The following is a 22,381-nucleotide window of genomic DNA, read 5'->3' on the forward strand; positions in this document are numbered from 1 at the left end:
ATAAGTTTGCCGTCCTGAATTATGGGACTACCACTCATTCCTTGGATAATACCGCCTGTTATATCTAGCAGCCTAGGGTCGGTAACACGAACGATCATGTTTTTGCTATCGGTTCGATTGTGCATGACACGATCAATGTTGACCTCAAATTCCTCAATTTTTTCTCCTTGTACCACCGTATAAATCTTGGCCGGACCAACTTTAATCTCAGATTCCCAGCCGACTGGAATAGCTTCTTTGAAAAAGGAGTTTTCAATTTGACCGCTCATCGTTCCAAAAATCCCGGTCAGGGTATTTTTTTCAATAGTTCCACTGAAGATCGAATTAGAAATAAACGAACCTATTTTTTCGCCTGGATGCCCACGTTTCCCCTTTTCGATGGCATAAATCGTCGAGGCTATTATTTTACCATTATAGACTTCAATTTTCTGATTGGTGTCCGCATCAGTAATCACGTGCCCAAGTGCTCCGTATTGTTTCGAAACAGGGTCAAAAAAAGAAAGAGTACCCACACCTGCTGCTTCATCACGAACAAATAAACCCATACGATATCGACCTGTTTCCGAACAATAAATTGGATTAACACTTTTTTCTATGATTTGATCCTGATGTTTAAATAACACGTTCGCGCTTCCATTTTTTTCACCCGCTAAATTGACTGCATTAGAAACCTCTTGATCTGTTCGAACTTCTTGATTATTGACTTTTAGGAGAATATCTCCAACTTCAATACCTGCTTCTTTAGCTGGGAACGTTTTTTTTCCATTCTTGTCAACGACCGGGGCTTGACCTACTACCATGACTCCTTTAGTTTGTAAGGTAACTCCAATAGAATGTCCACCTGGAATTAATTTTACAGGACTCATCACTTGTATTTCGCTAGTCCTTAAGGGAAAAATCCCAAATAATTTGTAGGCAATTTCTAATTTCTCAGACATTTGGGAACGGGATAATCCTGTGGCCACAGAAACGATTTGATTAGAGGGGACCTTCTCAATTTTTATGATATTTGACCAAATGCCTCTAAATTTAGGTTCAGTATGACTAATCTCTGCTTTATGAAGTTCAGGCAATTCAACTAATAATTGTAGGAAGGTACAACACAAGAGACTGATTAGTAGTAAGATGCTTCTTTTTTTCACTCTCTTATCATCCTCCACTCTATTCTCCCCATTTTTCTTCCCTTTCCTCTTTTTAGAGCGTCCTATAATAAGTGAAGTGAAATTTTTTAAATTGAATCTAACGTTAAATTATCCAAATCTATAGTCTTTCATCCTGTAAAATCAGTTCCTATTTTCTAAAACATTGGCAAAACAGACAAAAGAAAAAGACTGCATAATAAATTGTGCAGTCTTCGTCCATCTTAAGATAACCAAAAATATTTAAAGCAGATCATTATGACTTCGAAATTTTATAGAAAAACCATGCTTGGCAAGCCTTCAGACGCCGGCGGAGGCCGATTGTCCCTGTAGCCATGACTCGAAGAAGGATGGTCGAGATGAGAACACCGCCATGACTCAAACAAGGGTGTTTGAGTTTAGAACACAACCATGACTCAAACAAGGATGTTTAAGGTTAGAACATCGCCATGGATGGCAAGGTGTCGTTACTGATGTCGTCCCGATCGCTGCCATAACTCCTGGGCATGTTTACGAGTAATCTCGATTTCCCCGCCCCCCAGCATGCGGGCAAGTTCCTCAATACGATCGGATTCCGTAAGAAGGTCAACCCTGGTCCGTGTTCTAGTACCGTTAACTTCTTTGAGAATGCCATAATGAACATCTGCAAAAGCAGCGACTTGGGCTGCATGAGTGATACAGAAAACTTGTTTGTCGCTGGCGATTTTAGCCAGCTTTTCTCCGACTTTATGGATCGTCCTACCGCCGACCCCACTATCTACCTCATCAAAAATAAACGTCCCTACCGGCTCTACCTTAGCTAAGAGACTTTTTAACGCCAACATTAAACGAGACATCTCTCCTCCGGAGGCAACTTTTGCTAAGGGTTTAGGGGGTTCACCGAGATTGGCAGAAAAGTAAAATTCAATCCTCTCAGCCCCTCCTACCGTAGGTCCTACATTAGGTATGAAGCGTACTTCAAACCGACTTCTCTCTAAGCCCAAATCTGACAGTTCAAGGGCCAGACCTTGTTCGATTCGCTGAGCAATTTCCAGTCGCTTCTGACTGAGTTGCTTGGCAACTTTGTCATACGCTTTAAGGGTCGATTTTTGCTGTTTATGTAGGGTTTCAAATTGCTCCTGAACGTGGGTAATTTTGTCTAACTCTTGAATCATGTTCAAGCGTTTTTCCAGAATAGCTTCCACTTCTAGACCGTATTTTCTGAGCTTAGTCAACTCGATAAGTCGTCTCTCGATTTGATCAAGCCTTCCTGGCTCAAACTCTAAGCTATCACGATACGTTCTGATCTGTTCAGCTAAGTCCTCCGCTGCATAATAAAGGGACTCAATTTGCTCGATTACATCAAATGTCTCGTCCAATCGGGCCAGTTCTTGGAGTATTTTTCGAGTCTGTCCTAAAAGATCACAGGCAGCGTACCCTCTAGTAGAACCCTCATAAAGGGCGGTAAAGGCTTCAGAAATCAAACTGGTGATGCGTTCTGCATTATTAAGCCGTTTCTTTTCCTGGTTAAGTTCTTCTTCTTCCCCCGGGATAGGGTTAACCTGTTCTATTTCTTCGATTTGGTACCTCAAGATTTCCTCACGCTTTTGGCGTTGCTCGACTGAAATGGACAACTCCTGCTCTTTGCGGATCAATGCTTGATAGGCTTTAGCGGCTTCATTGACCTGGTCAACATCGTCTTGAACTCCACCTAAAGCATCTAATAGATCCCGATGAGTTTCAGCCCGGAAGAGGGACAAATGTTCGATTTGCCCATGTATATCTACGAGCCCTTCACACAATGAACGGTAGAGAGTCAGCGGGATTGTGCGACCTTGAACACGACAGACATTTCTTCCCGAGGAGTTTATTTCACGATAGAGAAAAAGTTGGCCCTCTTCCATCGGATATCCTGCTTCCTCAAGCCTCAGGGTGTATTCTGAGGTCAGATCTTCTAACACCCCTTCAATTCGAGCCTGAGCCTCTTCGTGCCGTATTAAATCCGCACTAGCTCGTCCACCTAAAAGAACCCCTAGAGCGTCAATCAGCATGGATTTTCCTGCGCCAGTTTCTCCCGTAAATACCGTCAAACCTCGATCAAACTTTAAACGCACAGATTCCATCAACCCAAAATTCTCTACGTACAACTCCGTTAGCATGACGTCCCTCCTATCCGAGCAAGGTGCTAATCCTGTCTAAAACTGTTGGTACTGCCTCTTTTGGTTTTATAACTAGCAGAATCGTATCATCTCCAGCTATCGTACCTATGAGCTCTTCCCAATTGCTATTATCCACGACTGCTGCTAAGGCATGAGCATTCCCGGGAATGGTCCGAATTACAATAAGACTTTCTGTGTCATTTATGGAAACCATGGTTTCCCGCAGCAAACGCTTTAAGCGATCTTGAAGGTTAGTGGGATGAGCCTCAGTGGGAACTGCATAACGATAATCTTCACCAGCACTAGGCACTTTAATCAGACCCATTTCCTTAATATCTCTAGATACCGTTGCCTGAGTGACATTAAACCCAGCAAGGCGCAGTCTTTCTGCCAGATCCTCTTGGGTATGAATGATTTCTCTGGTGATTATTTCTTGTACCTTCATCTGACGACGTGCTTTCATCACTTGCCTCCCTTTACTCGAAGTTCGATGTTCGATGTTCGAAATTCGAAAACTCCCGTATAGCGCAAACTACCCCTACCTCGTACCTAGCGTAACCGTTCCTGCTCGTACCTCGAATCTCGAATCTCGTGCCTCGAATTCTACTCATGCCAACGGTCTCTCAGTTTTTCTCGAACCACTTGGGGGAAACTTCTGCTTCCTAAACGAATTAACAAGGCCTTGATTGGATCCGTCTCGATAATCACGGTTTCACCTGAATAGATCATCTCGCTTTGGCGGCCATCAAATGTCACCATACATTTCTCGCCATTAGCAAGGAGAATACGAATCTCTTCCTTTTCAGAAACTACTATGGGACGAGCGGACAGGGAATGTGCAGCTAGAGGGGTCAGCAAAATTGCTTGAACATCCGGGCTGACGATTGGCCCTCCTGCCGAAAGCGAATAAGCTGTAGAACCGGTCGGAGTCGAAATTATCAAACCATCGGCTGGATAACTCACGGAGAGTTCTCCAGAAAGGTGTACTTGGAGAGTTATTATCCCATCCTTACTCTCCCTCGAAAAAACAACATCATTTAAAACTAGATGAGAGATATTATCCGTACCTACCCGATTAACAACTGCATTCAACATCAAACGCTCTTGAATTTTATAGTCTTGATTCAAGATCTTTTCCAAGGCTCCGAAAACGTCTTCCCGCTCTATTTCACAGAGAAATCCTAAACGTCCAAAGTTGACTCCTAAGACAGGAATTCCAAACGATGCACTTTCTCGAGCTGCTTGAAGAAGAGTTCCATCGCCACCTAAGGAAATAAGAAATTGGGCTTGCTGCCTAATTATATCTTCCCATTCAGTTAAAACAACCCACCCCCGGGCTAGAAACCAATCATTTATGCGTTCAGCCAGCGTCAGAGTCTCTGGTTTGGTCATATTACGCCATAAACCAACGATTTTATCCATCCGGTTATTCCGTCTCTTTCCGAGCAGCGTGAACCACTCGTTCTAGCTCTTTATGCCAATCTATGCTCAATTCAGCTTGTAATCCCAGCCAAGCTAAATACTCGATATTTCCTTCAGGACCTCGAATCGGCGAATAGTCTAAACCTAAGACATGAAAGCCCAGCTTTTCCGCCTCACTGAGGACAGTTTTCAAGACCTGTTTATGAACATTCTCATCTTTAACGACGCCTTTTTTCCCGACATGCTCTCGTCCTGCTTCAAATTGTGGCTTAACTAGAGACATAACTTGCCCATCGTCTTTAAGAATAGCAATCATTGCTGGAAAGATCTTGGTAATTGAGATAAATGCTACGTCTGAAACGACCCAATCCACCTTTTCCGGAAGGGAATCTTGATTAAGATAGCGGGCATTCACCCGTTCCATGGAGACTACACGAGGGTCTGTCCGGAGTTTCCAGTCCAACTGTCCATATCCGACATCAACAGCGTAGACTCGTTTTGCTCCATTTTGCAAGGCACAATCGGTAAAGCCTCCAGTTGAAGAACCAATATCAGCTACGACTTGATCTTTAAACGGAATATGGAAGGCTTGCACCGCTTTAGCGAGTTTTAATCCTCCCCGTGATACAAACGGCAGGATTTCTCCTTTCAGTTCAATCAGAGAGTTCTCCGGCAATTCAGTGCCAGGTTTGTCCACTCGCTGACCCTCAACAAACACGATCCCCGCCATGATTGTTGCCTTCGCCTTCTCACGACTAGAAGCCAATCCATTTTTGACCATTAAAATATCAATGCGTTCTTTTCCTTTAGCCACTGTATCCCTTCCTTTTGCCTTTAAGAACCTTCCTAGGATTGCGCCGCACGACGAAACAATTGCAAGCGTTCAGCAGCTTGCATTATACCTTTAACAGACAGTCCATGGGCCATGAAGAGTTGGGGAATCGACCCTTGATCCACGAATCCTGGATAGCCTAGCCGTTCAACCGTTACTTCATCGATTCCTTCTTCTTCAAGGAATTCTAGAATAGAACTTCCCATCCCGCCCTTGAGGGAATGGTCTTCGACGGTGATGAATTTTTTTGTTAGGTGCGCATAGTGAGCAAGGACTTCCCGATCGAGCGGATTAATATAACGTAAGTTAATGACCGCAGCCTCCACACCCTGGTGTCGCAATTCCTGAGCCGCAAGTAAACAGATCTGGACTAAGGGGCCCACCCCTATCAAGGTCACATCCCGTCCGTCCCTCAATACCTCAGCTTTGCCAATGGTCAGAAGCTTTAACGTCTCATCCAAGGTCACCCCTTGACCGACTGACCTTGGGTAACGCAAGGCCACTGGACCACTTTGTTGTAGTGCAGTATAGAGCATGTGACGTAACTCGTTTTCATCTTTGGGTGCCATAAAAATCAGGTTCGGAATAATTCTAAACATGGAAATATCAAAGACTCCGTGATGCGTGGGGCCGTCATCCCCGACAACTCCAGCTCGATCGATCGCTAAGACTACATTGGCCTGCTGTAAACAGACATCATGGAGCACTTGGTCATAGGCTCGCTGATAAAACGTGGAATAAATCGCTACTACAGGTTTTAGTCCCCCAAATGCCAAGCCCGCCGCAAAGGTTACGGCATGTTGTTCCGCGATTCCCACATCAAAAAAACGTTCTGGAAATTGCTTGGCAAAACTATTAAGCCCGGTTCCGCTCGGCATAGCAGCTGTGATAGCAACAATCTTCGAATCTTGGCAGGCCAGTGTACAAAGGGTGTCTCCAAAGACCGCCGTGTAAGTCGGAGGTGCAATTTTTTTCGTCACCTTGCCAGTCTCTGGTTCAAACGGGCCTACACCATGAAAGATATCTGGATTTTCTTCTGCAGGTTTGTACCCTTTGCCCTTATGAGTTAAGACGTGGACCAGAACGGGTCCCTTTTTATTTTTAGCTTGATCAAGTACCTCTTCAAGCAAGGCTTGATCATGTCCATTAATCGGTCCTAAATAAGTGAAGCCCAATTCCTCGAAGATAAGACCTGGAACCAGCAAATATTTTAAACTATCTTTTGCTTTAGCCGCCAATTTTGCAACTTTTGTGCCAATACCCGGTATTCGTTTTAGGAGATACTCCAGGTCTTCTTTCCGTTTATCATAGAGCGGGTCTGTCCTTAATCGATTAAGGTAGGTCGACATGGCCCCAACATTGGGGGAAATTGACATTTCGTTATCATTCAGAACCACGATTAAATTTGTTTCACTATGTCCCGCATGGTTCAAAGCCTCATAGGCCATGCCACCCGTCATTGCCCCATCTCCGATCACAGCCACTACATGGTGGCTCTCCCGAAGAACATCTCGGGCCTTGGCAAACCCAACAGCGGCAGAAATGGATGTACTGGAATGCCCCGTTTCAAAACAATCATGGGTGCTCTCCGCCCGTTTTGGAAAACCAGACAAGCCCTGATATTTACGAATGGTTTTAAAACGATCCAAACGGCCTGTTAATAGCTTATGCACATAAGTCTGATGACCAACATCCCAGACGATCTTGTCGTAAGGGCTATCAAATATTCGGTGTAAAGCCAAGGTAAGTTCTACAACTCCAAGGTTTGGCGCCAAATGCCCTCCATTTTTGGAGACCACGTCAATCATTTCTTGCCGAATTTCTTGCGCCAAAGTCTTTAGCTCGGTCAAATCTAACGAGCGCAAGACCTTTGGCTCATGAATTGTCCCGAGTAGCCCCATCCTTTTTGCCCCCTCATTTTTTAGGTCCAGTCAATCCCAATTCACTAGATTAAGAACCCTACTATAAGCCCTACCATCACACCTCCGAAGACCTCTAAGGGTGTGTGGCCTATTAATTCCTTTAACTTTTCTTGAGCAGGGACAGGTCCATGGTACAAGCGTTCAATTAATTGATTTAAGACTTCTGCCTGTTTACCCGCTGCACGTCGTACCCCAGCCGCATCATAAAGAACAATCATACCAAAAACAGCTGCAACCGCAAAGATGGGTGAATCACAGCCATAGTATTTTCCAATTCCTAATGCTAAAGCACTCACCGTCGCGGAGTGAGAGCTTGGGAAACCACCTGAACTGATGATCATTTGAAAATTGAGTTTTCTTAACAATATGAAATTCACTGCAACCTTGAGCAACTGGGCTATCAACCAAGCTGTCACTGCAGAAATTAGAATGGCATTATTTAAAATCCCTGGGATAATACTCATAAATGACCCTCTTTTTAATGTTTACGTTGTTCAATATAATAGGCTAGTTCCTTTAGGAAGCTCGCTGCTTCGCCAAAGGGCTGCAAAGCGGACAACGCTTCTTTAATTTGGGCATGCAGCTGGTACTCTGCCCCCTCTAGTCCTAGTAAAGAAACGTAAGTCGCCTTATTCTGACGCAGATCACTGCCGGCTGGTTTCCCGAGAGTATCACTATCTCCGACCACATCTAAGATATCATCTTTAATTTGAAACGCTAACCCCAAGGCCTGAGCATAGCTAGTCAAGGCCTTAAGCTGATCCTCCGTGCCCCCAGCCAAAATCCCGCCAAGCCGTGCAGAAGCCGTGAGTAAAGCACCTGTCTTAGCTTTATGAATCTCTTCAATCTCGAGTAAGGTTAGGGATTTTCCTTCAGCAGCAACATCCGCTACCTGCCCGCCAACCATCCCGACTTTTCCGGCGGCAAGCGCAACTTCTCGAATAACTCTCAGCTGCCTCTCAGGTTGACCGAGTTTAGGATTAGCCAATAATTCAAAAGCATAGGTTAATAACGCGTCACCAGCAAGAATGGCGTTGGCCTCTCCGAAAACCTTATGATTGGATAATCTTCCCCTCCGATAGTCATCATTATCCATGGCCGGTAAATCATCGTGAATTAGGGAGTATGTATGAATGAGTTCCAGCGCGATAGCAGCAGGTACTATGCTTTCTGGATTACTGCCCACAGCCTCTGCAGAAGCTAATGCTAAAACAGGTCGAATCCGTTTACCTCCCCCAATCAAGGAATAGTACATGCTTTGATTCAAGACATCCTTTTCCCAGGGTAATTGAGCGAGGGTTTGTTCAATCATGCTGAGATAGCGTTGAAAGGTTTCCTTAAACACGCGGTTCATCCTTCCATATCAAAACTGGCAGGTCTTATCTGCAACTTTCCGTCTGGACCTTCAAGCAGAATTTCCATCTGTTTTTCCGCTAGATCCAAAACATTAGAACAATACTGAACAAGGCCAACCCCCTCCTTGAATAGGCTTAAGGCTTTTTCCAAGGGAAGGTCCTTTTGTTCAAGAGTCTTAACGATTATTTCTAAATTTTGAAGCCCTTTCTCCAAGGTTAGGGCTTCAACTTCCTGCCCTTTGCTATCTGTCGGCGTTTCCTCAAAGACCAGTACCTCTTTGAGAACTATTTCCTCTGAGGGTTCATTAAAGAGGTCATCGAGCCATTTGTCTTTGCTCATGGATTTAAAACTCCTTCTCTAACACTTCGCAGCGCAAACTTCCTTCTCCTAGGCGAACCCGTATCTGCTGATGACACTCAACCTGCTCCACTGAACGCAGGAGGTTCCCTGTTTGATCATAAGTCAAAGAGTATCCTCGACCTAAGATAGCCAAGGGACTCAGGAGGTTCAGCTTGGCAGCGAATAGGTTTAGTATACCATTTTTATCCGCCACAAATCTAGTCATGCCTTCCTGAAGGCGCATCTGTAGTGTATCCAAGCGTTGCCGGTTTTGATCAATTCGCCATAAGGGATCTTTAAGTGGCCCCTTATTAGAGATCCTTTCCAGAGTCTGACGTTTTCCCTCGATTAGGGTTCCCATTGCGCTTTGAAGTTGAACACAGAGTTGGTTGACTTGAGACTGCAAATCCTGCAAAATAGGCACAGACAGCTCAGCGGCAGCTGAAGGAGTTGGCGCACGCAGGTCTGCCACATAGTCTGCGATGGTCACATCCGTTTCGTGTCCTACTGCAGAAATAACGGGTATCACCGACTCGGCAATGGCGCGGGCCACTACTTCAGTATTAAAAGCCCACAACTCTTCCAGTGATCCCCCACCTCGACCGACAATGATAACATCCACTGTCCTAGAGCGGTTAAGTCGGGCGATCGCCTGAGCCACTTCTCGAGGCGCTGCTTCTCCCTGTACGGCTGCAGGCGCTAAGACCCAAGACATCTTGGGATGCCGACGTTCCATAATGTTTAAAATATCTCGAATCGCCGCTCCCGTCGGACTCGTAACGATCCCAATTCGTTGAGGATAACGAGGGATCTTTTTTTTGCGAAGGGGATCGAATAGCCCTTCCCCAGCAAGCTTTATTTTAAGTTGCTCAAACGCTAAGTAAAGTTGGCCTAATCCACTCGGTTCCATCTCTTCTGCATAGAATTGAATCGTGCCTTCGCGCTCGTACATACGGATATTTCCGCGAATCATCACTTTTAAGCCATCCGATGGGACAAAACGCACGCGTTCAGATCGGCTTTTAAACATCACCGCCTTAAGACTTGACGACTCGTCTTTTAGGGTAAAATACCAATGACCGGAGGCGCGATGGTTTTTATAGTTGGAAAGTTCACCACTGATCCAACAATTTTGCAGATCCACTCGGTCCTGTAGAACCCAGCCAATCTGGCTGACGATCTCAGATACCGTCCATATCTTTGGCACAAACTTCACCTCAATGCCTATCATAACATAAAGAAAAGTGGGGAGCTAATCGATATTCGATATTCGATGATCGATGTTCGAAGTCCGAACCACGAGTTAGGCGGGGGGGGGCTTTGAAGGAAAATAGAAATAAGAGGCAAGGAAATATTTTTCCTCACCCCTTATTTGACGTTCGATATCCTATGTTCAAAGTCCAAGGTTCGAACCACGAACCACGAGTTTACATTCGACTCTGCACAACTGCTACGGTCTCAGCACAAATAATAGCGGCTTGTTCGAAGAGTCGAGCACGTTCAGCTTTAACTCGCTCTTGATATCCTGCGTCTTTAATTCCAGGAAGGTTAATATCGACGCTGAGCATAGCAGACTTGAGCGCACTCTCTGCTAAATAAGCGGATACGCCAACATCACTGATGGCACCTTTGTTCCCGATGGGAGCTAGTTTCTGAGCCAATTGCAATACTCTAAAGCAGTTTTGGGAAATCCCGAGGGGAGTATCTGTCGCCGAGACTAAGACCGCTTGCATTTTCTCAGTGCGTACAGCTTTTTCCTCGTCCGTGCCTTTTGGTAATTTTAGAACATCCATAAAATTGGAGAACTCAGCGATATCCTGACTTAAACCAGTCTTTAACAAACCTAAGACTGTTTCCGCCTCAGCCAAAATCTCTTTTACTTCAGGTTCAACTTCTTTATACTTTTCTTTACCAACTGTGAGGTTGGCCACCATACAGGTCATCGACGCCGCTAGTGCTCCAACATAGGCGGAAACACTGCCACCGCCTGGTGTTGGTGAAGAACTGGCCGACACCGTCAAAAACTCTTCCGTTGTCCACTCCCAAATCTTATTCGTATCCATTAACGCGCTCCCCCCTGCAGAACGATTCCTTTGAGAACATTGCGCATAATTAAGGCGGTGGTTAGGGAACCGACTCCACCTGGAACTGGAGAAATTAATGAGGCCACTTCTTGAACTGCCTGGAAATCAACGTCTCCACAGATTCCCTCTGGAATTTCGTTAATGCCGGCATCGACGACGATCGCGCCTGCTTTAACCATATCCTTTTTGATTAACTTAGCACGACCCACAGCAGCAATCAAAATATCAGCTTGACGGGTGAATGCCCCTAAATCAGGTGTTTTGGAGTGACAAATAGTCACTGTTGCATTGTGCTTAAGAATTAAGAAAACTAACGGTTTGCCAACGGTTTCTCCCCGTCCAACAATAACCACATGCTTCCCAGAAATTTCGACTCCCGAACGCAGAAGCAGCTCGATACAGCTCTGTGGAGTGGCAGGGAAAAGCCCTTCCTCGCCGCTTAAAATGTAGCCACGATTAATGGGATGAACTCCGTCTACGTCCTTATCTGGACGGACGGCAGCCATAATCTTTTCTTTGCTCATTCCTTTAGGCAGCGGGAGTTCAATCATGATACCGTGAACATCCTGATCATTATTAAGGCTTTCAATGCGTGCCAAGACATCTGCTTCAGGAGTTGAGCCTGGCATGGTGAAGAGTTCGAAAGCCATTCCTATTCCTTCACAGACTTTCTGCTTTGAACGTGCATATACCACAGATGCTGGGTCATCTCCTACTAAGATTACCGAAAGTTTAGGTTGCACTCCTTTAGCACTCCACTGTGCAATTTCCTCGCGAATTTCTTCTTTTAGGATTTTGGAGACCGCTTTACCATCTAATAGTTGGGACAATCGACACACTCCTTTATTTTGATTTAAGATATTGATCAATGCCTGCTGCAGCTACTTTTCCAGCACCCATTGCCAAAATAACTGTAGCAGCACCCGTTACAATATCTCCACCCGCAAAAACACCAGGCTTCGAGGTCATCATCGTTTCAGAATTTACAACAATGTTCCCTCGCTTGTTCAATTCCAAACCAGGAGTAGAGGTTGTTACCAAGGGGTTCGGGCCTTGTCCAATGGCCACGACGACAGTATCCATAGGGATCTCAAATTCAGACCCCGGAATAGCCACTGGCGAACGCCTACCTGAAGCGTCTGGTTCTCCTAGTTCATAACGTAGACAAGTCAAGCCTGTAACCCAACCGCGCTCATCTCCATCAATGGAAACAGGATTGGTTAACAACCGGAATTGAATGCCTTCTTCTTCTGCGTGTTCAAGTTCTTCTTTCCTTGCGGGCATTTCATCACGGGACCTTCGATAGACAATATAAACATTTTCTGCGCCTAAACGTAAAGCTGTACGAGCAGAGTCCATCGCAACGTTCCCTGCACCGAGAACAGCAACATTCTTGCCAACTTTTACAGGAGTAGCATACTCAGGGAACTTATAACCCTTCATCAAATTAGTACGGGTTAAGAATTCATTGGCAGAATAGACTCCGTTGAGATTTAATCCCGGAACATCCATAAAGTACGGCAGTCCAGCACCAGTACCGATAAATACGGCATCATAGCCATTTTCCATAAGTTCATCCACAGACGTGACTTTACCCACCACTTGATTCGTGAGTATTTCTACCCCCATTTTTTTGAGGTTTGTAATCTCAGTCTGCACAATCTCCTTTGGCAAACGGAACTGAGGAATTCCATACATCAGAACCCCCCCGGCAACATGCAGTGCTTCTAAAATTGTCACCATATGACCAGCTTTCGCTAAATCCCCGGCACACGCTAAACCAGCAGGTCCTGCTCCGATGATAGCGACACGTTTACCGCTTTGTACTGGTTTCTCGAACTCTGCTTCTTCTGACTTCATGCCAAAATCCGCTGCAAAACGCTCAAGTCGTCCAATTGCTACAGACTCCCCTTTGATTCCCAGAATACATTTACTTTCACATTGGGATTCCTGAGGACAAACCCGTCCACAAACAGCCGGCAAGGAATTTTTAATTTTCAGGACCCTACCCGCTTCTTGGAAATCCCCTTCAGCAATTTGCTTGATGAAATCAGGAATGAGTACTTCGACAGGGCAGCCCGCCATGCATAACGGCTTTTTACATTGCAAGCATCGTTTTGCTTCCTCTATCGCCGTTTCATGAGTGTATCCTAAAGCCACTTCTTCAAAATTATGTGCCCTAACCAGAGGATCTTGGCAAGGCATTTCATGACGCGGAATTTTGACTTTTTTTGTGCTCTCCACTTTCTCTGCCATTAATGATGCCCCCCTTCATGATCACATTCCAGCCGAGCTTTGGCCCGATTTTCTTCGTCTTTAAAATAAGCTAAACGCTTGATCGCTAAATCAAAATCCACCAAGTGCCCATCGAATTCCGGTCCATCGACACAGGCAAATTTAGTTTCATTACCGACACTGATCCGACAAGCTCCGCACATACCTGTTCCATCCACCATGATTGGATTCATGCTGACAATCGTTTTGATACCCAAAGGACGAGTATATTCCACGACGGCCTTCATCATGACCATGGGACCAATTGCCCAAATAACTTTCACATCATGTCCTTGAGCCAAAACTTGTGCAAGTCCATCTGTTACAAAACCCTTAACCCCTAAACTTCCGTCGTTCGTGGCAATAACAACTTCGCTACTGACAGCACGCATTTCTTCTTCGAGAATTAGCAGATCCGCACTGCGGGATCCTAAAACAGAAATCACATGATTACCTGCTTCTTTAAGGGCCCGTGCGATTGGGAAAATCGGAGCAATGCCAAGGCCCCCTCCAATACACACTACAGTACCATGGTTTTCAACTTCAGAGGCAACTCCTAAGGGTCCGACGAAATCTAGGAATTCAGACCCCTCATTCATGCGCGTAATGATTGCTGATGAGTATCCCACATCTTGAATAACGATCGTGATTGTACCCTTTTCCCGATCAAAGTCCATCACAGTAAGCGGTATGCGCTCACCCGACTCATCAACTCTGACAATCACAAATTGGCCTGGCTCCACTTTCGCGGCCACAGCCGGTGCATCGACATCTAGCAAAGCAATGCCCGTTGCTAGTAGTCTTTTTCTAACGACGCGGTACATTTAACTCCTCCTCAATGTGAATATAATTTCTCTCATACTTGTTAGTTTATTCGAGATGTTTATACGTTTTCCTTCAAAGCTTCTACTGTAAAATAAAAAAAATACAGAATAAACTATTAAGTAACTAACTTTTAGATCTAAATATAATAAGAAGCGCCAAACTCTAGTTATTGTTTTTCACTTCTTATGGTTATCAGACTATTCAGAAAACAAAGAACAACTAATATTGTATGCACAAAAACTAAGAACTCATGTTTTTTACAAGTTAGCTTTAATCGGAACCTTTTCGTTCAGATTTCGTGACACTATCCACAATTCGATCTAAAATTCCGTTCACGAATTTTGCCGATTCCTCTCCACCAAAGCGCTTTGCTAATTCAATCGCTTCGTTAAGACTAACTCGGCCTGGTATGTCCGAACAGAAAAGCACCTCATAGGTAGCCAAGCGCATTACATTCCGATCCACATTCGCCATGCGGCTAAGAGACCAATCTTGGGTAAATGAAGCAATCTTTTGATCGATTTCAGGGAGATGTTCAATCGTACCTTCGACAAGTTGTTGAGCAAAGGCTCTGCTGGGCTCAGGAACCTCAAATTCCTCAGCCCAACGCTGGACTTCTTGCGCTGTCAGCAGCGGTTCTTTAGTCAGGTCCCTTTGAAAAAGCACTTGCAATGCCGTTTCACGGGCTAATCTTCGACTCAAGGATAATTCCCCTCCCCAATAAATTTCATTCAAAACTACGAATAGTAAGTCATCATCAGTATCCTCGAATACTTAATACTTATTCAAAATTCTTTCTAGCCAAGTTGAGATATCTTTATGATCATCCTGGCGTTTGCCAATGATGAATCCCACGGTAGCAAACAGCACTAAGACTAGGGTCTGCCAAAAACCAAGCGTGACAAATAATAACCCCACTAAAGACCCGATAGCTGTTCCGATAAATTTGCCCGGATGATTGTCAATGGCCCAAACCAAAAAATTCATAAGCTTGTTTCCAATTTTCGACCAGAACTCACTCATCGGACGCGTGCTGAACGCGTCTTTTGTAGACGACGTACCAACACTTTCACCTCTGAAACTGGAATTCCAGTATAAAGTTCGACATCCTGCTTAACCTTCGTTTGAAGCTCTCCAGAGGTCTGGGGAATGAGAACTCCTTGTTCAAATTGGCAAAAAACAATAATTTCAAGTCCTGTTTCACGCTCACTCAAACTAGATTGAACCGCAATCACACCTGGCAAGGCAGTGGTACTGCGCAGAATAATCTCCTGCAAGGCTTCCTGAGAAATTCGAACATCCCCTCCTTTGGCAGGGGTTCGAAACGCACGAACTGTACTTTCGCGCGGTCGCATAAATAATAGTAATCCCAGCAAGAGTAAAACCCCCGCCACAACAGTACTTTCCCAAGGGTTGACCTTTAACCATTCAAGCCCTTCAGCTATTAGAAAATAAGGAAGCCCCCACCCCGTGGCGATGGCTAATATCCATAGCGCGCCAAGGATCAGAAGGAGTCCTAAAACGTAGGCCAACATTTGTCGCCCCCCTTTTAAAACCCCCCCTGGCATTTCCAGGGGGGGCCAACTCTACTTCAGACGAAGATCTTCTTCTTTGATTTCAGAAACTGGTTTAAAATTTACCCCTTGTATATGTACATTTGCTTCCACAACCTTGAGCCCAGTCATGCTTTCTATGGCTTCCTTCACTGATTCCTGCACGCTTAAAGCGACATCAGGTATCGATACACCATACTCAACGACGATATAGAGATCTACCGCTACCTCATGTTCCCCGACTTCAACCTTAACCCCTTTGGTTAGGTTTTTATTTCTCCCTAACATGTGTGCAAGATCTCCCACAAGACCCCCACTCATTCCAACTACACCTTCTACTTCAGAAGCTGCTAAACCGGCGATAACCTCAACAACCTCATCAGCAATTCGTATAGACCCGAGGGAATTATCCGTTCCTAAACTTTCCATGCACTCACCCCCTAAATCGATGTTCGATGTTCGTGGTTCGAATGTCGAAAATATTAAACATATCAAACATCGAACACCGCATCGTATTACACCATCACACATTTGCCTTGGATAAGTACTGCTTAAACTTTCGACGCAGCCCTTGAAAAACTCCGCTGAGGAAGTTTTCTATATCCAATATAACGTTGTTATTATACCAAATTTAGCCTGATGTAGCAAAGACTATTATTTTCAAGGTTCAGGTTCGTACTTCGAACATCGAATATCGAATATCGAACCACGAATTTTACTCACCTAAAATTCGGCGCTGAATAAAATTTGTGTAGACTTCTCCACGTCGGTAGAAGGCATTTTCCAAGACGACCAAGTGGAAGGGAATTGTAGTATGGATCCCTTCAATCACGAATTCCTCAAGGGCTCGCTTCATACGTGCTATGGCCTCCTGCCTGGTGGCGCCCCAAACAATCAGTTTTCCGACCATTGAGTCATAGTAGGGCGAAACCATATATCCTTGGTACGCCGCACTGTCAACTCGAACTCCAGGGCCCCCAGGAACATGATAGCTTGTAATCAGTCCGGGTGAAGGCATAAAATTCTTCTCTGGATTTTCGGCGTTTATCCTACATTCTATTGCCCAACCTCGCAGCTGAATATCCTCTTGAGTATACCCCAATGGTTCTCCGGCCGCTAAGCGAATTTGTTCTTTGACTAAGTCAATGCCAGTTACTAGCTCAGTGACAGGATGCTCAACCTGGATGCGTGTGTTCATTTCAATAAAATAAAATTTGCCGTGACGATCCAACAAAAACTCAATGGTTCCGGCGTTCGAATAATTCGCTGACTTAGCTGCTTTGACCGCCATCTCACCCATTTCCGCTCTTAACTCGGGAGTTAAAGCACTTGAAGGAGATTCTTCTAATAGTTTTTGGTGACGACGCTGTAAAGAACAATCTCGTTCTCCCAGATGAACTACATTCCCATAGTTATCTCCTAGGATTTGAATCTCAATGTGTCGAGGTTCTTCAACGTATTTCTCTAGATAAACCTCAGCGTTGCCAAAGGAAGCCTGAGCCTCGTTTTGGGCTGCTTGAATCGATTTGCTTAATTCTTTAGAATTTTGGGCAACCCGCATTCCCTTGCCACCGCCACCTGCTGAGGCTTTGATTAACACCGGATACCCAATTTCTTTAGCAACTGCAGCGGCTGTCTCTTCATCTTCAATAATATCTTTGGAACCGGGCACTACAGGAACGCCACACTCAATCATTGTTTTTCTTGCCGTAGCCTTGTCTCCCATGGTTTCAATGACATGTGGGGATGGGCCAATAAAAGCGATTCCACATGATTCACATATCTCAGCAAATCGAGCGTTCTCGGATAAAAAACCATAGCCAGGATGAATTGCATCAACACCGGTCAATTCAGCTGCACTGATAATGTTCGGGATATTTAGGTAACTCTTGGCACTTGCTACAGGACCGATGCAGACTGCTTCGTCAGCGGCTTTAACGTGCAGAGCCTCCCGATCTCCCTCTGAAAAAACTGCGACCGTCTCAATCTCAAGCTCGCGACATGCCCGAATGATGCGCAAGGCAATTTCTCCACGATTCGCGATCAGGATTTTTTTAAACATGCTCTCTTCTCCTTATTTTTCAATGACGAATAACGGTTGCCCATATTCTACGGGCTGCCCGTTTTCGACAAGAATTTGGATCACTTTGCCTTTGAATTCCGACTCAATCTCATTCATCAGTTTCATGGCCTCCACAATACATACTGTTTGCCCTACTTCAACCATTTGGCCAACTTTTATAAAAGCCTCTGCATCTGGAGACTGTGAGCTATAAAAGGTCCCCACCATGGGAGCTGAGATTATTTCAGTATTTGCTTTAACCACAGGTTCTGGAGCTTTAGCTGTCTCTGCTTCAACACTCGGAGAGACTTGAACAGAATCTGCTGCAACCAACGCCCTATGTTCTTGTCGCGCAGTAGCGGTGACTGGAACACTAGCGACCATACTTGGTCCTTTGCGGATGGATATTTTGACACCATCACTTTCAAGATTTAATTCACTAATTTCGGTTGCATCAATGATCTGGATTAATTCTTTAATTTCTTGCAAGTTCAAATTCGGATCCTCCTTAGACAACCAGGTTGTCTTTGTTTCTTCTACGTTCTTCAGTTCTTCTTTCGCTCTAACGCCTTGGTTTCGCTCTTCAAAAAACTTTTTAGCTATTTGGGGGAATAGTGCATAACTGATGACATCTTCAGGAGAACGAGTTAAACCCTCACTATCTTTCACGGCTTTTGGCAGTCCAGGTTCTAATTTATCAGCCGGACGAACCGTCATAGGTTCTTCGTCCCCAATAATTTTCTTTTGAATATCAGTATTAATTGGAGCTGGAGGACGTCCATATAACCCCCGCACATAGGCCTTCACTTCCCCTGGTATTAACTTATATCTTGACCCGCTCAAGACATTTAATACCGCTTGGGTTCCAACGATTTGACTTGTAGGTGTGACCAAAGGTGGAAACCCTAATTCCGCTCTAACTTTTGGGATCTCCTCCAACACCTCGTGTATTCGCTCCAAGGCACCTTGTTCTTCCAATTGGGAAACAAGGTTAGAGATCATACCCCCAGGAACCTGGTGTTCAAAAACCCTCATATCCGAAATCCGGGTGATCCCCCGTTCAAAGCCTCGACTCTTACGCAGTGATTCAAAATACTTTGCGATACGGAATAATTTACGTAAACTCAAGCCCGAATCATAGCCAGTGTCTTGAAAAGCCCGTACCACTGTTTCGACAGGAGGTTGACTGGCCCCAAAGGCTAAAGGAACACTGGCTGTATCTATGACATCTGCCCCTGCTTCGACAGCCTTCAAATAAGTCCCTACAGCCATTCCGCCAATATAATGGCTGTGCAAATGGATCATAATCCCTAATTCCTTTTTCAATAAGGAAACCAATTCGTAAGCCTTAAACGGCGTCAACAAGCCGGCCATATCTTTAATACAGAGGGAATCAGCTCCAAGATCAGCTAAGGCAGTGGCTGTTTCCAAATAGTGTTTTGTCGTGTGAACCGGACTTATTGTATAAACCACGGACGCCTGAACATGGGCACCTGCCATTTTGGCCGCTTGCATAGGCACAACCATATTTCGCACATCATTCAAGGAATCAAAAATTCGAATGATGTCAATCCCATTCTTAACACTGAGCGCAACAAATTCCCGTACTACATCATCGGGATAATGTTGATATCCGACTAAAGACTGGGCTCTTAAGAGCATTTGCAAAGGAGTTTTATGGACATGTCGTTTGATCTCTCTTAAACGTTCCCAAGGATCCTCACCTAAGAAGCGCATACAGACATCAAAAGTAGCTCCTCCCCACACTTCCATGGAGAAGAATCCCATATCATCCATGTCAGCAAGGATTGGCACCATGTCTTCAGTACGCATCCGAGTGGCCCAAAGGCTTTGATGCGCGTCCCTCAAAGTTGTATCCGTAATCTTAACTGGTATCATAGCCTTCACCCCTCTCTATTGTCTCTCAATAATTTTATAGACCTACAACAGCCAATTATCAAGTGAATCACCATAACATACATGTATCATTATATGAGGGTAGTTTGCCTTTTTCAACGAAGTGAGTTTAAGTATACAATATATTATCCGTAAATTCACTGTATTAAACCCACATTAGGTCACCCCTATAGCAAAAAAGCCATCACCTTACAGGCAACGGCTTCGGATTACTTAGTGAGTTAAAGATGTTCAATCACTAAGTGAGGTGTTTTTGTACCGTCCGTATGAGTTCATCAGGTCGAAAAGGTTTTGCCAAAAAGTCGACAGCACCTAGTTTCAAAGCTTCAACAACCATACTTTCATTGGCAACTGCACTACAAATAATCACTTTGGCTAAGGGATTGATTTCTAGAATCTCTTTAAGCGCATCCAACCCATTCAGTTCCGGCATAGTAATATCCATGAGTGTCAAGTCTGGATGATCAGATTTAAACCGTTCTACAGCCTGCCGCCCATCTTCGGCTTCTATAGTGTTCCTCAAATCCTTGCGGGCAAGAATCTGTGTAATCATCAAGCGCATGAAACTTGCGTCATCTGCAATAAGAATTTTGTTCATTACCGTGTTCCTCGCCCTCTCGATTGGGTCTTTCGTCCTATTCAACTGTTATTTTAGTCCCACCACTATTATTAGTCAATTCGCGCTGATATCTCCATATTCCTGCAAGATTTATACAATACTTTTATAGAAACTCGGCTGGCTCCAAGCGCTGCTTAAGCTTAGCTATTTTTTGCCGTTACAGTAATCTTATCTAAGCGAACATTCGTTACTCGTACAACAATCTCTTGAATAAGATTCACTTCATTTGGGGTTAGCATTTGAGCATAAACGATCACCGTAACGCTATCCTGAAAAACATCTACCACAGCATCCTGAAACCCCTTTATTTTTAGGAGGTTCTCTATTTCGCTTTCTCGTTGTATTTTCGTACTAAGTTCCAGCCATTTTTCTTGCGCTTGGGCCTTACTTTTTTCCACACTTGAATTTAGCAATTCAGAGAGCATAGCTTTAGCTTCTTGACGAAACTGTTCTCGCTTCAAACGATAATTTACGAAATAGTTTTCTCCTGAATCGCTTTGCTTAACCATTTCAACTTGAAATTGAATTCCAGGCCCCTCCACTGGTGCATTTACCCAAAAATCCACTTGGCTTGAAAAATAAGCTTTTGGCTCAGCGGTTGTTGACTTAATTCCTATAATCCCCATGATAACTGCCAATCCGACTAGGCTGGCGATCCATAACCAAGATTTATGCCCTACAAATATAATAGGTGATCGTTTCTTGTTTGGAAAAGCCATTATCCTTCACCCATGGGAACAACAGTGATTCTCGCGCTCGGAATATTCAAGAGCGTTTGCACCGCTGAATGAATCCCCTCTCTCACCTTTGGATCCCTTGCTCCTTCAGCAATCACCAAAACACCCGCAATCTCTGGACGATCCTCCAGCACCATAACTGGTTGAGAGGAACCGCTGGGCATAACTACTTGGTTATTCTCGGTAATTTCCGTCGTTTCTCGGGTTCCACCAGTCTTGTCGGTTTCTTTATTGGTTCTTTTCGTCACGTTATTATTCCGCGCATACTCATTTCTTAGTCCTGTCATAAAGCTTACCGAAACTTGAACTTTACCTACCCCAGTCATCATTAAAATATTTGTTTGGAGTTTACTTTCTAATTCCTTTTCTAACATGCCAATTTTAGTACTCGTGACTGGAACGTTGGTTTGGTCGGATTTAGCTTGCATACTTTGAGCAGGGTCCACGGGTCCTTTGCCAAGGTAAATAAAAGACATTCCAACAACAATGACGGCCACTAACCCAACCAATATTTTATCTGATGAAATCTGCCTCATCCAATTCACGTATCCTCTTCCTCCTTTCAAGCACTTTCTTTTTTCTAACTTTCATGAACAAAAACTAGCTCTTTAGACAAGTTCATAAATGTGGCTATGCGCACTTGAACTTCTTCCGCTCTCTGAGACTGAGTTTTCACAGACGAAGTAGATCTTTCGATAATAATGGGTTGCACAGTTTTAATCTCATCCTTAGTGGCTGTTAAGATAACCTCAACCTTAGTAATATTTGGCTGATCAGTAAACCCTCCCGCTCCCTCCTCAAATTCAACATTGACCTCCGCCGTTTCGATTCCTTGTGTGCTCAAGGCCAGTGCTTTGATCTGGTTGATCAAAATCAGGCGGTATTGCTCTTGGATAGCATCCCGACCAACTTTAACCCCTTGACCTTCTAAAGCTAGCGCGGGTAACTCCTGAGGGGTTGTGGCCGTCCAAGCAGGAATCTCCAGGGATAATGGGGTATGTAAGAATGTAGTAATAGGGGCAAGAACTGCCGATATCACGAACAATCCCATGACCATTTGGACAAAACCACGCATTGATTTATTGGGCAGGAGCATTTCTAGAAATGTGGCCAAGAGTAGAATCACAGCCAAATTACGTACGAGTGTTTGCAACGTCTGCAC

24 protein-coding genes are annotated in these 22,381 nt (G+C 44.5%); all 24 read right to left on the reverse strand.

Annotation, left to right across the window (positions count from 1 at the left end):
- Window positions 1–1,142: SpoIVB peptidase (spoIVB, locus tag JL57_RS30675; protein WP_034145724.1), on the reverse strand; the 1,142-nt coding region annotated here is incomplete at its 3' end.
- Window positions 1,143–1,606: 464 nt separating this feature from the next.
- The gene (gene recN, locus JL57_RS30680; protein WP_034145667.1) at window positions 1,607–3,277 is read right to left on the reverse strand and encodes a DNA repair protein RecN; all 1,671 of its coding nucleotides are present in this window, start codon (window positions 3,275–3,277) and stop codon (window positions 1,607–1,609) included.
- Window positions 3,278–3,287: 10 nt separating this feature from the next.
- Window positions 3,288–3,740 carry an arginine repressor gene (argR, locus tag JL57_RS30685; RefSeq protein ID WP_034145668.1) on the reverse strand — a complete coding sequence of 151 codons (453 nt, stop codon included), beginning with the start codon at window positions 3,738–3,740 and terminating at the stop codon, window positions 3,288–3,290.
- 140 nt (window positions 3,741–3,880) lie between these two features.
- Window positions 3,881–4,699, reverse strand: coding sequence for an NAD(+)/NADH kinase (locus tag JL57_RS30690; RefSeq protein ID WP_034145669.1), 819 nt, complete (start codon window positions 4,697–4,699; stop codon window positions 3,881–3,883).
- A 4-nt stretch (window positions 4,700–4,703) separates the two neighbouring features.
- Window positions 4,704–5,513, reverse strand: a complete 810-nt coding sequence (locus JL57_RS30695; protein ID WP_034145670.1) for a TlyA family RNA methyltransferase — start codon at window positions 5,511–5,513, stop codon at window positions 4,704–4,706.
- A gap of 32 nt (window positions 5,514–5,545) precedes the next feature.
- A complete protein-coding gene (gene dxs / locus JL57_RS30700) occupies window positions 5,546–7,432 on the reverse strand; it encodes a 1-deoxy-D-xylulose-5-phosphate synthase (RefSeq protein WP_034145671.1) in 1,887 nt (628 codons plus the stop codon).
- A gap of 44 nt (window positions 7,433–7,476) precedes the next feature.
- A complete protein-coding gene (locus JL57_RS30705; protein WP_034145672.1) occupies window positions 7,477–7,917 on the reverse strand; it encodes a divergent PAP2 family protein in 441 nt (146 codons plus the stop codon).
- A gap of 14 nt (window positions 7,918–7,931) precedes the next feature.
- Window positions 7,932–8,798, reverse strand: a complete 867-nt coding sequence (locus tag JL57_RS30710) for a polyprenyl synthetase family protein (RefSeq protein ID WP_034145673.1) — start codon at window positions 8,796–8,798, stop codon at window positions 7,932–7,934.
- Between the two features lie 5 nt (window positions 8,799–8,803).
- Window positions 8,804–9,148 carry an exodeoxyribonuclease VII small subunit gene (gene xseB, locus JL57_RS30715; RefSeq protein WP_366557140.1) on the reverse strand — a complete coding sequence of 115 codons (345 nt, stop codon included), beginning with the start codon at window positions 9,146–9,148 and terminating at the stop codon, window positions 8,804–8,806.
- 4 nt (window positions 9,149–9,152) lie between these two features.
- Entirely contained in the window at window positions 9,153–10,355 is a 1,203-nt protein-coding gene (xseA, locus tag JL57_RS30720) for an exodeoxyribonuclease VII large subunit (RefSeq protein ID WP_034145674.1), read from the reverse strand.
- Window positions 10,356–10,575: 220 nt separating this feature from the next.
- A complete protein-coding gene (locus JL57_RS30725; RefSeq protein ID WP_034145675.1) occupies window positions 10,576–11,211 on the reverse strand; it encodes a cyclodeaminase/cyclohydrolase family protein in 636 nt (211 codons plus the stop codon).
- The gene (locus JL57_RS30730; protein ID WP_034145676.1) at window positions 11,211–12,062 is read right to left on the reverse strand and encodes a bifunctional 5,10-methylenetetrahydrofolate dehydrogenase/5,10-methenyltetrahydrofolate cyclohydrolase; all 852 of its coding nucleotides are present in this window, start codon (window positions 12,060–12,062) and stop codon (window positions 11,211–11,213) included. The genes JL57_RS30725 and JL57_RS30730 overlap by 1 nt, the downstream gene beginning before the upstream one ends.
- 13 nt (window positions 12,063–12,075) lie before the next feature.
- Window positions 12,076–13,488, reverse strand: a complete 1,413-nt coding sequence (gene gltA, locus JL57_RS30735) for an NADPH-dependent glutamate synthase (RefSeq protein WP_034145677.1) — start codon at window positions 13,486–13,488, stop codon at window positions 12,076–12,078.
- The gene (locus tag JL57_RS30740) at window positions 13,488–14,330 is read right to left on the reverse strand and encodes a sulfide/dihydroorotate dehydrogenase-like FAD/NAD-binding protein (RefSeq protein WP_034145678.1); all 843 of its coding nucleotides are present in this window, start codon (window positions 14,328–14,330) and stop codon (window positions 13,488–13,490) included. The genes gltA and JL57_RS30740 overlap by 1 nt, the downstream gene beginning before the upstream one ends.
- A gap of 271 nt (window positions 14,331–14,601) precedes the next feature.
- Window positions 14,602–15,033: a transcription antitermination factor NusB gene (nusB, locus tag JL57_RS30745; RefSeq protein WP_034145679.1), complete on the reverse strand. Its 432-nt coding sequence runs from the start codon at window positions 15,031–15,033 to the stop codon at window positions 14,602–14,604.
- Between the two features lie 72 nt (window positions 15,034–15,105).
- Window positions 15,106–15,318, reverse strand: a complete 213-nt coding sequence (locus JL57_RS30750) for a DUF2273 domain-containing protein (protein ID WP_366557141.1) — start codon at window positions 15,316–15,318, stop codon at window positions 15,106–15,108.
- Window positions 15,319–15,350: 32 nt separating this feature from the next.
- Window positions 15,351–15,866, reverse strand: a complete 516-nt coding sequence (gene amaP / locus JL57_RS30755; protein ID WP_034145681.1) for an alkaline shock response membrane anchor protein AmaP — start codon at window positions 15,864–15,866, stop codon at window positions 15,351–15,353.
- Window positions 15,867–15,917: 51 nt separating this feature from the next.
- A complete protein-coding gene (locus tag JL57_RS30760; RefSeq protein ID WP_034145682.1) occupies window positions 15,918–16,313 on the reverse strand; it encodes an Asp23/Gls24 family envelope stress response protein in 396 nt (131 codons plus the stop codon).
- A gap of 286 nt (window positions 16,314–16,599) precedes the next feature.
- Entirely contained in the window at window positions 16,600–17,946 is a 1,347-nt protein-coding gene (gene accC / locus JL57_RS30765; protein WP_034145683.1) for an acetyl-CoA carboxylase biotin carboxylase subunit, read from the reverse strand.
- A gap of 12 nt (window positions 17,947–17,958) precedes the next feature.
- Window positions 17,959–19,845 (reverse strand): acetyl-CoA carboxylase biotin carboxyl carrier protein, encoded by a 1,887-nt coding sequence (gene accB / locus JL57_RS30770; protein WP_034145684.1) that lies wholly within the window; start codon window positions 19,843–19,845, stop codon window positions 17,959–17,961.
- A 256-nt stretch (window positions 19,846–20,101) separates the two neighbouring features.
- Complete coding sequence (locus JL57_RS30775) at window positions 20,102–20,461, reverse strand: response regulator (protein ID WP_034145685.1); 360 nt, start codon at window positions 20,459–20,461, stop codon at window positions 20,102–20,104.
- Between the two features lie 161 nt (window positions 20,462–20,622).
- Entirely contained in the window at window positions 20,623–21,201 is a 579-nt protein-coding gene (locus JL57_RS30780; protein WP_034145686.1) for a SpoIIIAH-like family protein, read from the reverse strand.
- Complete coding sequence (locus tag JL57_RS30785) at window positions 21,201–21,764, reverse strand: stage III sporulation protein AH (protein WP_034145687.1); 564 nt, start codon at window positions 21,762–21,764, stop codon at window positions 21,201–21,203. Before JL57_RS30785 ends, JL57_RS30780 begins: the two co-directional genes overlap by 1 nt.
- Window positions 21,765–21,799: 35 nt before the next feature.
- On the reverse strand, window positions 21,800–22,381 hold the full coding sequence (locus JL57_RS30790) for a stage III sporulation protein AF (RefSeq protein WP_034145688.1): 582 nt from the start codon (window positions 22,379–22,381) through the stop codon (window positions 21,800–21,802).

The sequence above is a fragment of the Desulfosporosinus sp. BICA1-9 genome, assembly GCF_000802135.1.

Coding starts and splice junctions, on each gene's coding strand:
- recN (WP_034145667.1), bottom strand. CDS start 3,277: ATGCTAACGGAGTTGTACGTAGAGAATTTTGGGTTGATGGAATCTGTG.
- argR (WP_034145668.1), bottom strand. CDS start 3,740: ATGAAAGCACGTCGTCAGATGAAGGTACAAGAAATAATCACCAGAGAA.
- JL57_RS30690 (WP_034145669.1), bottom strand. CDS start 4,699: ATGGATAAAATCGTTGGTTTATGGCGTAATATGACCAAACCAGAGACT.
- dxs (WP_034145671.1), bottom strand. CDS start 7,432: ATGGGGCTACTCGGGACAATTCATGAGCCAAAGGTCTTGCGCTCGTTA.
- JL57_RS30705 (WP_034145672.1), bottom strand. CDS start 7,917: ATGAGTATTATCCCAGGGATTTTAAATAATGCCATTCTAATTTCTGCA.
- xseB (WP_366557140.1), bottom strand. CDS start 9,148: ATGAGCAAAGACAAATGGCTCGATGACCTCTTTAATGAACCCTCAGAG.
- JL57_RS30725 (WP_034145675.1), bottom strand. CDS start 11,211: ATGGATACGAATAAGATTTGGGAGTGGACAACGGAAGAGTTTTTGACG.
- gltA (WP_034145677.1), bottom strand. CDS start 13,488: ATGGCAGAGAAAGTGGAGAGCACAAAAAAAGTCAAAATTCCGCGTCAT.
- JL57_RS30740 (WP_034145678.1), bottom strand. CDS start 14,330: ATGTACCGCGTCGTTAGAAAAAGACTACTAGCAACGGGCATTGCTTTG.
- JL57_RS30750 (WP_366557141.1), bottom strand. CDS start 15,318: ATGAATTTTTTGGTTTGGGCCATTGACAATCATCCGGGCAAATTTATC.
- amaP (WP_034145681.1), bottom strand. CDS start 15,866: ATGTTGGCCTACGTTTTAGGACTCCTTCTGATCCTTGGCGCGCTATGG.
- JL57_RS30760 (WP_034145682.1), bottom strand. CDS start 16,313: ATGGAAAGTTTAGGAACGGATAATTCCCTCGGGTCTATACGAATTGCT.
- accC (WP_034145683.1), bottom strand. CDS start 17,946: ATGTTTAAAAAAATCCTGATCGCGAATCGTGGAGAAATTGCCTTGCGC.
- accB (WP_034145684.1), bottom strand. CDS start 19,845: ATGATACCAGTTAAGATTACGGATACAACTTTGAGGGACGCGCATCAA.
- JL57_RS30775 (WP_034145685.1), bottom strand. CDS start 20,461: ATGAACAAAATTCTTATTGCAGATGACGCAAGTTTCATGCGCTTGATG.
- JL57_RS30780 (WP_034145686.1), bottom strand. CDS start 21,201: ATGGCTTTTCCAAACAAGAAACGATCACCTATTATATTTGTAGGGCAT.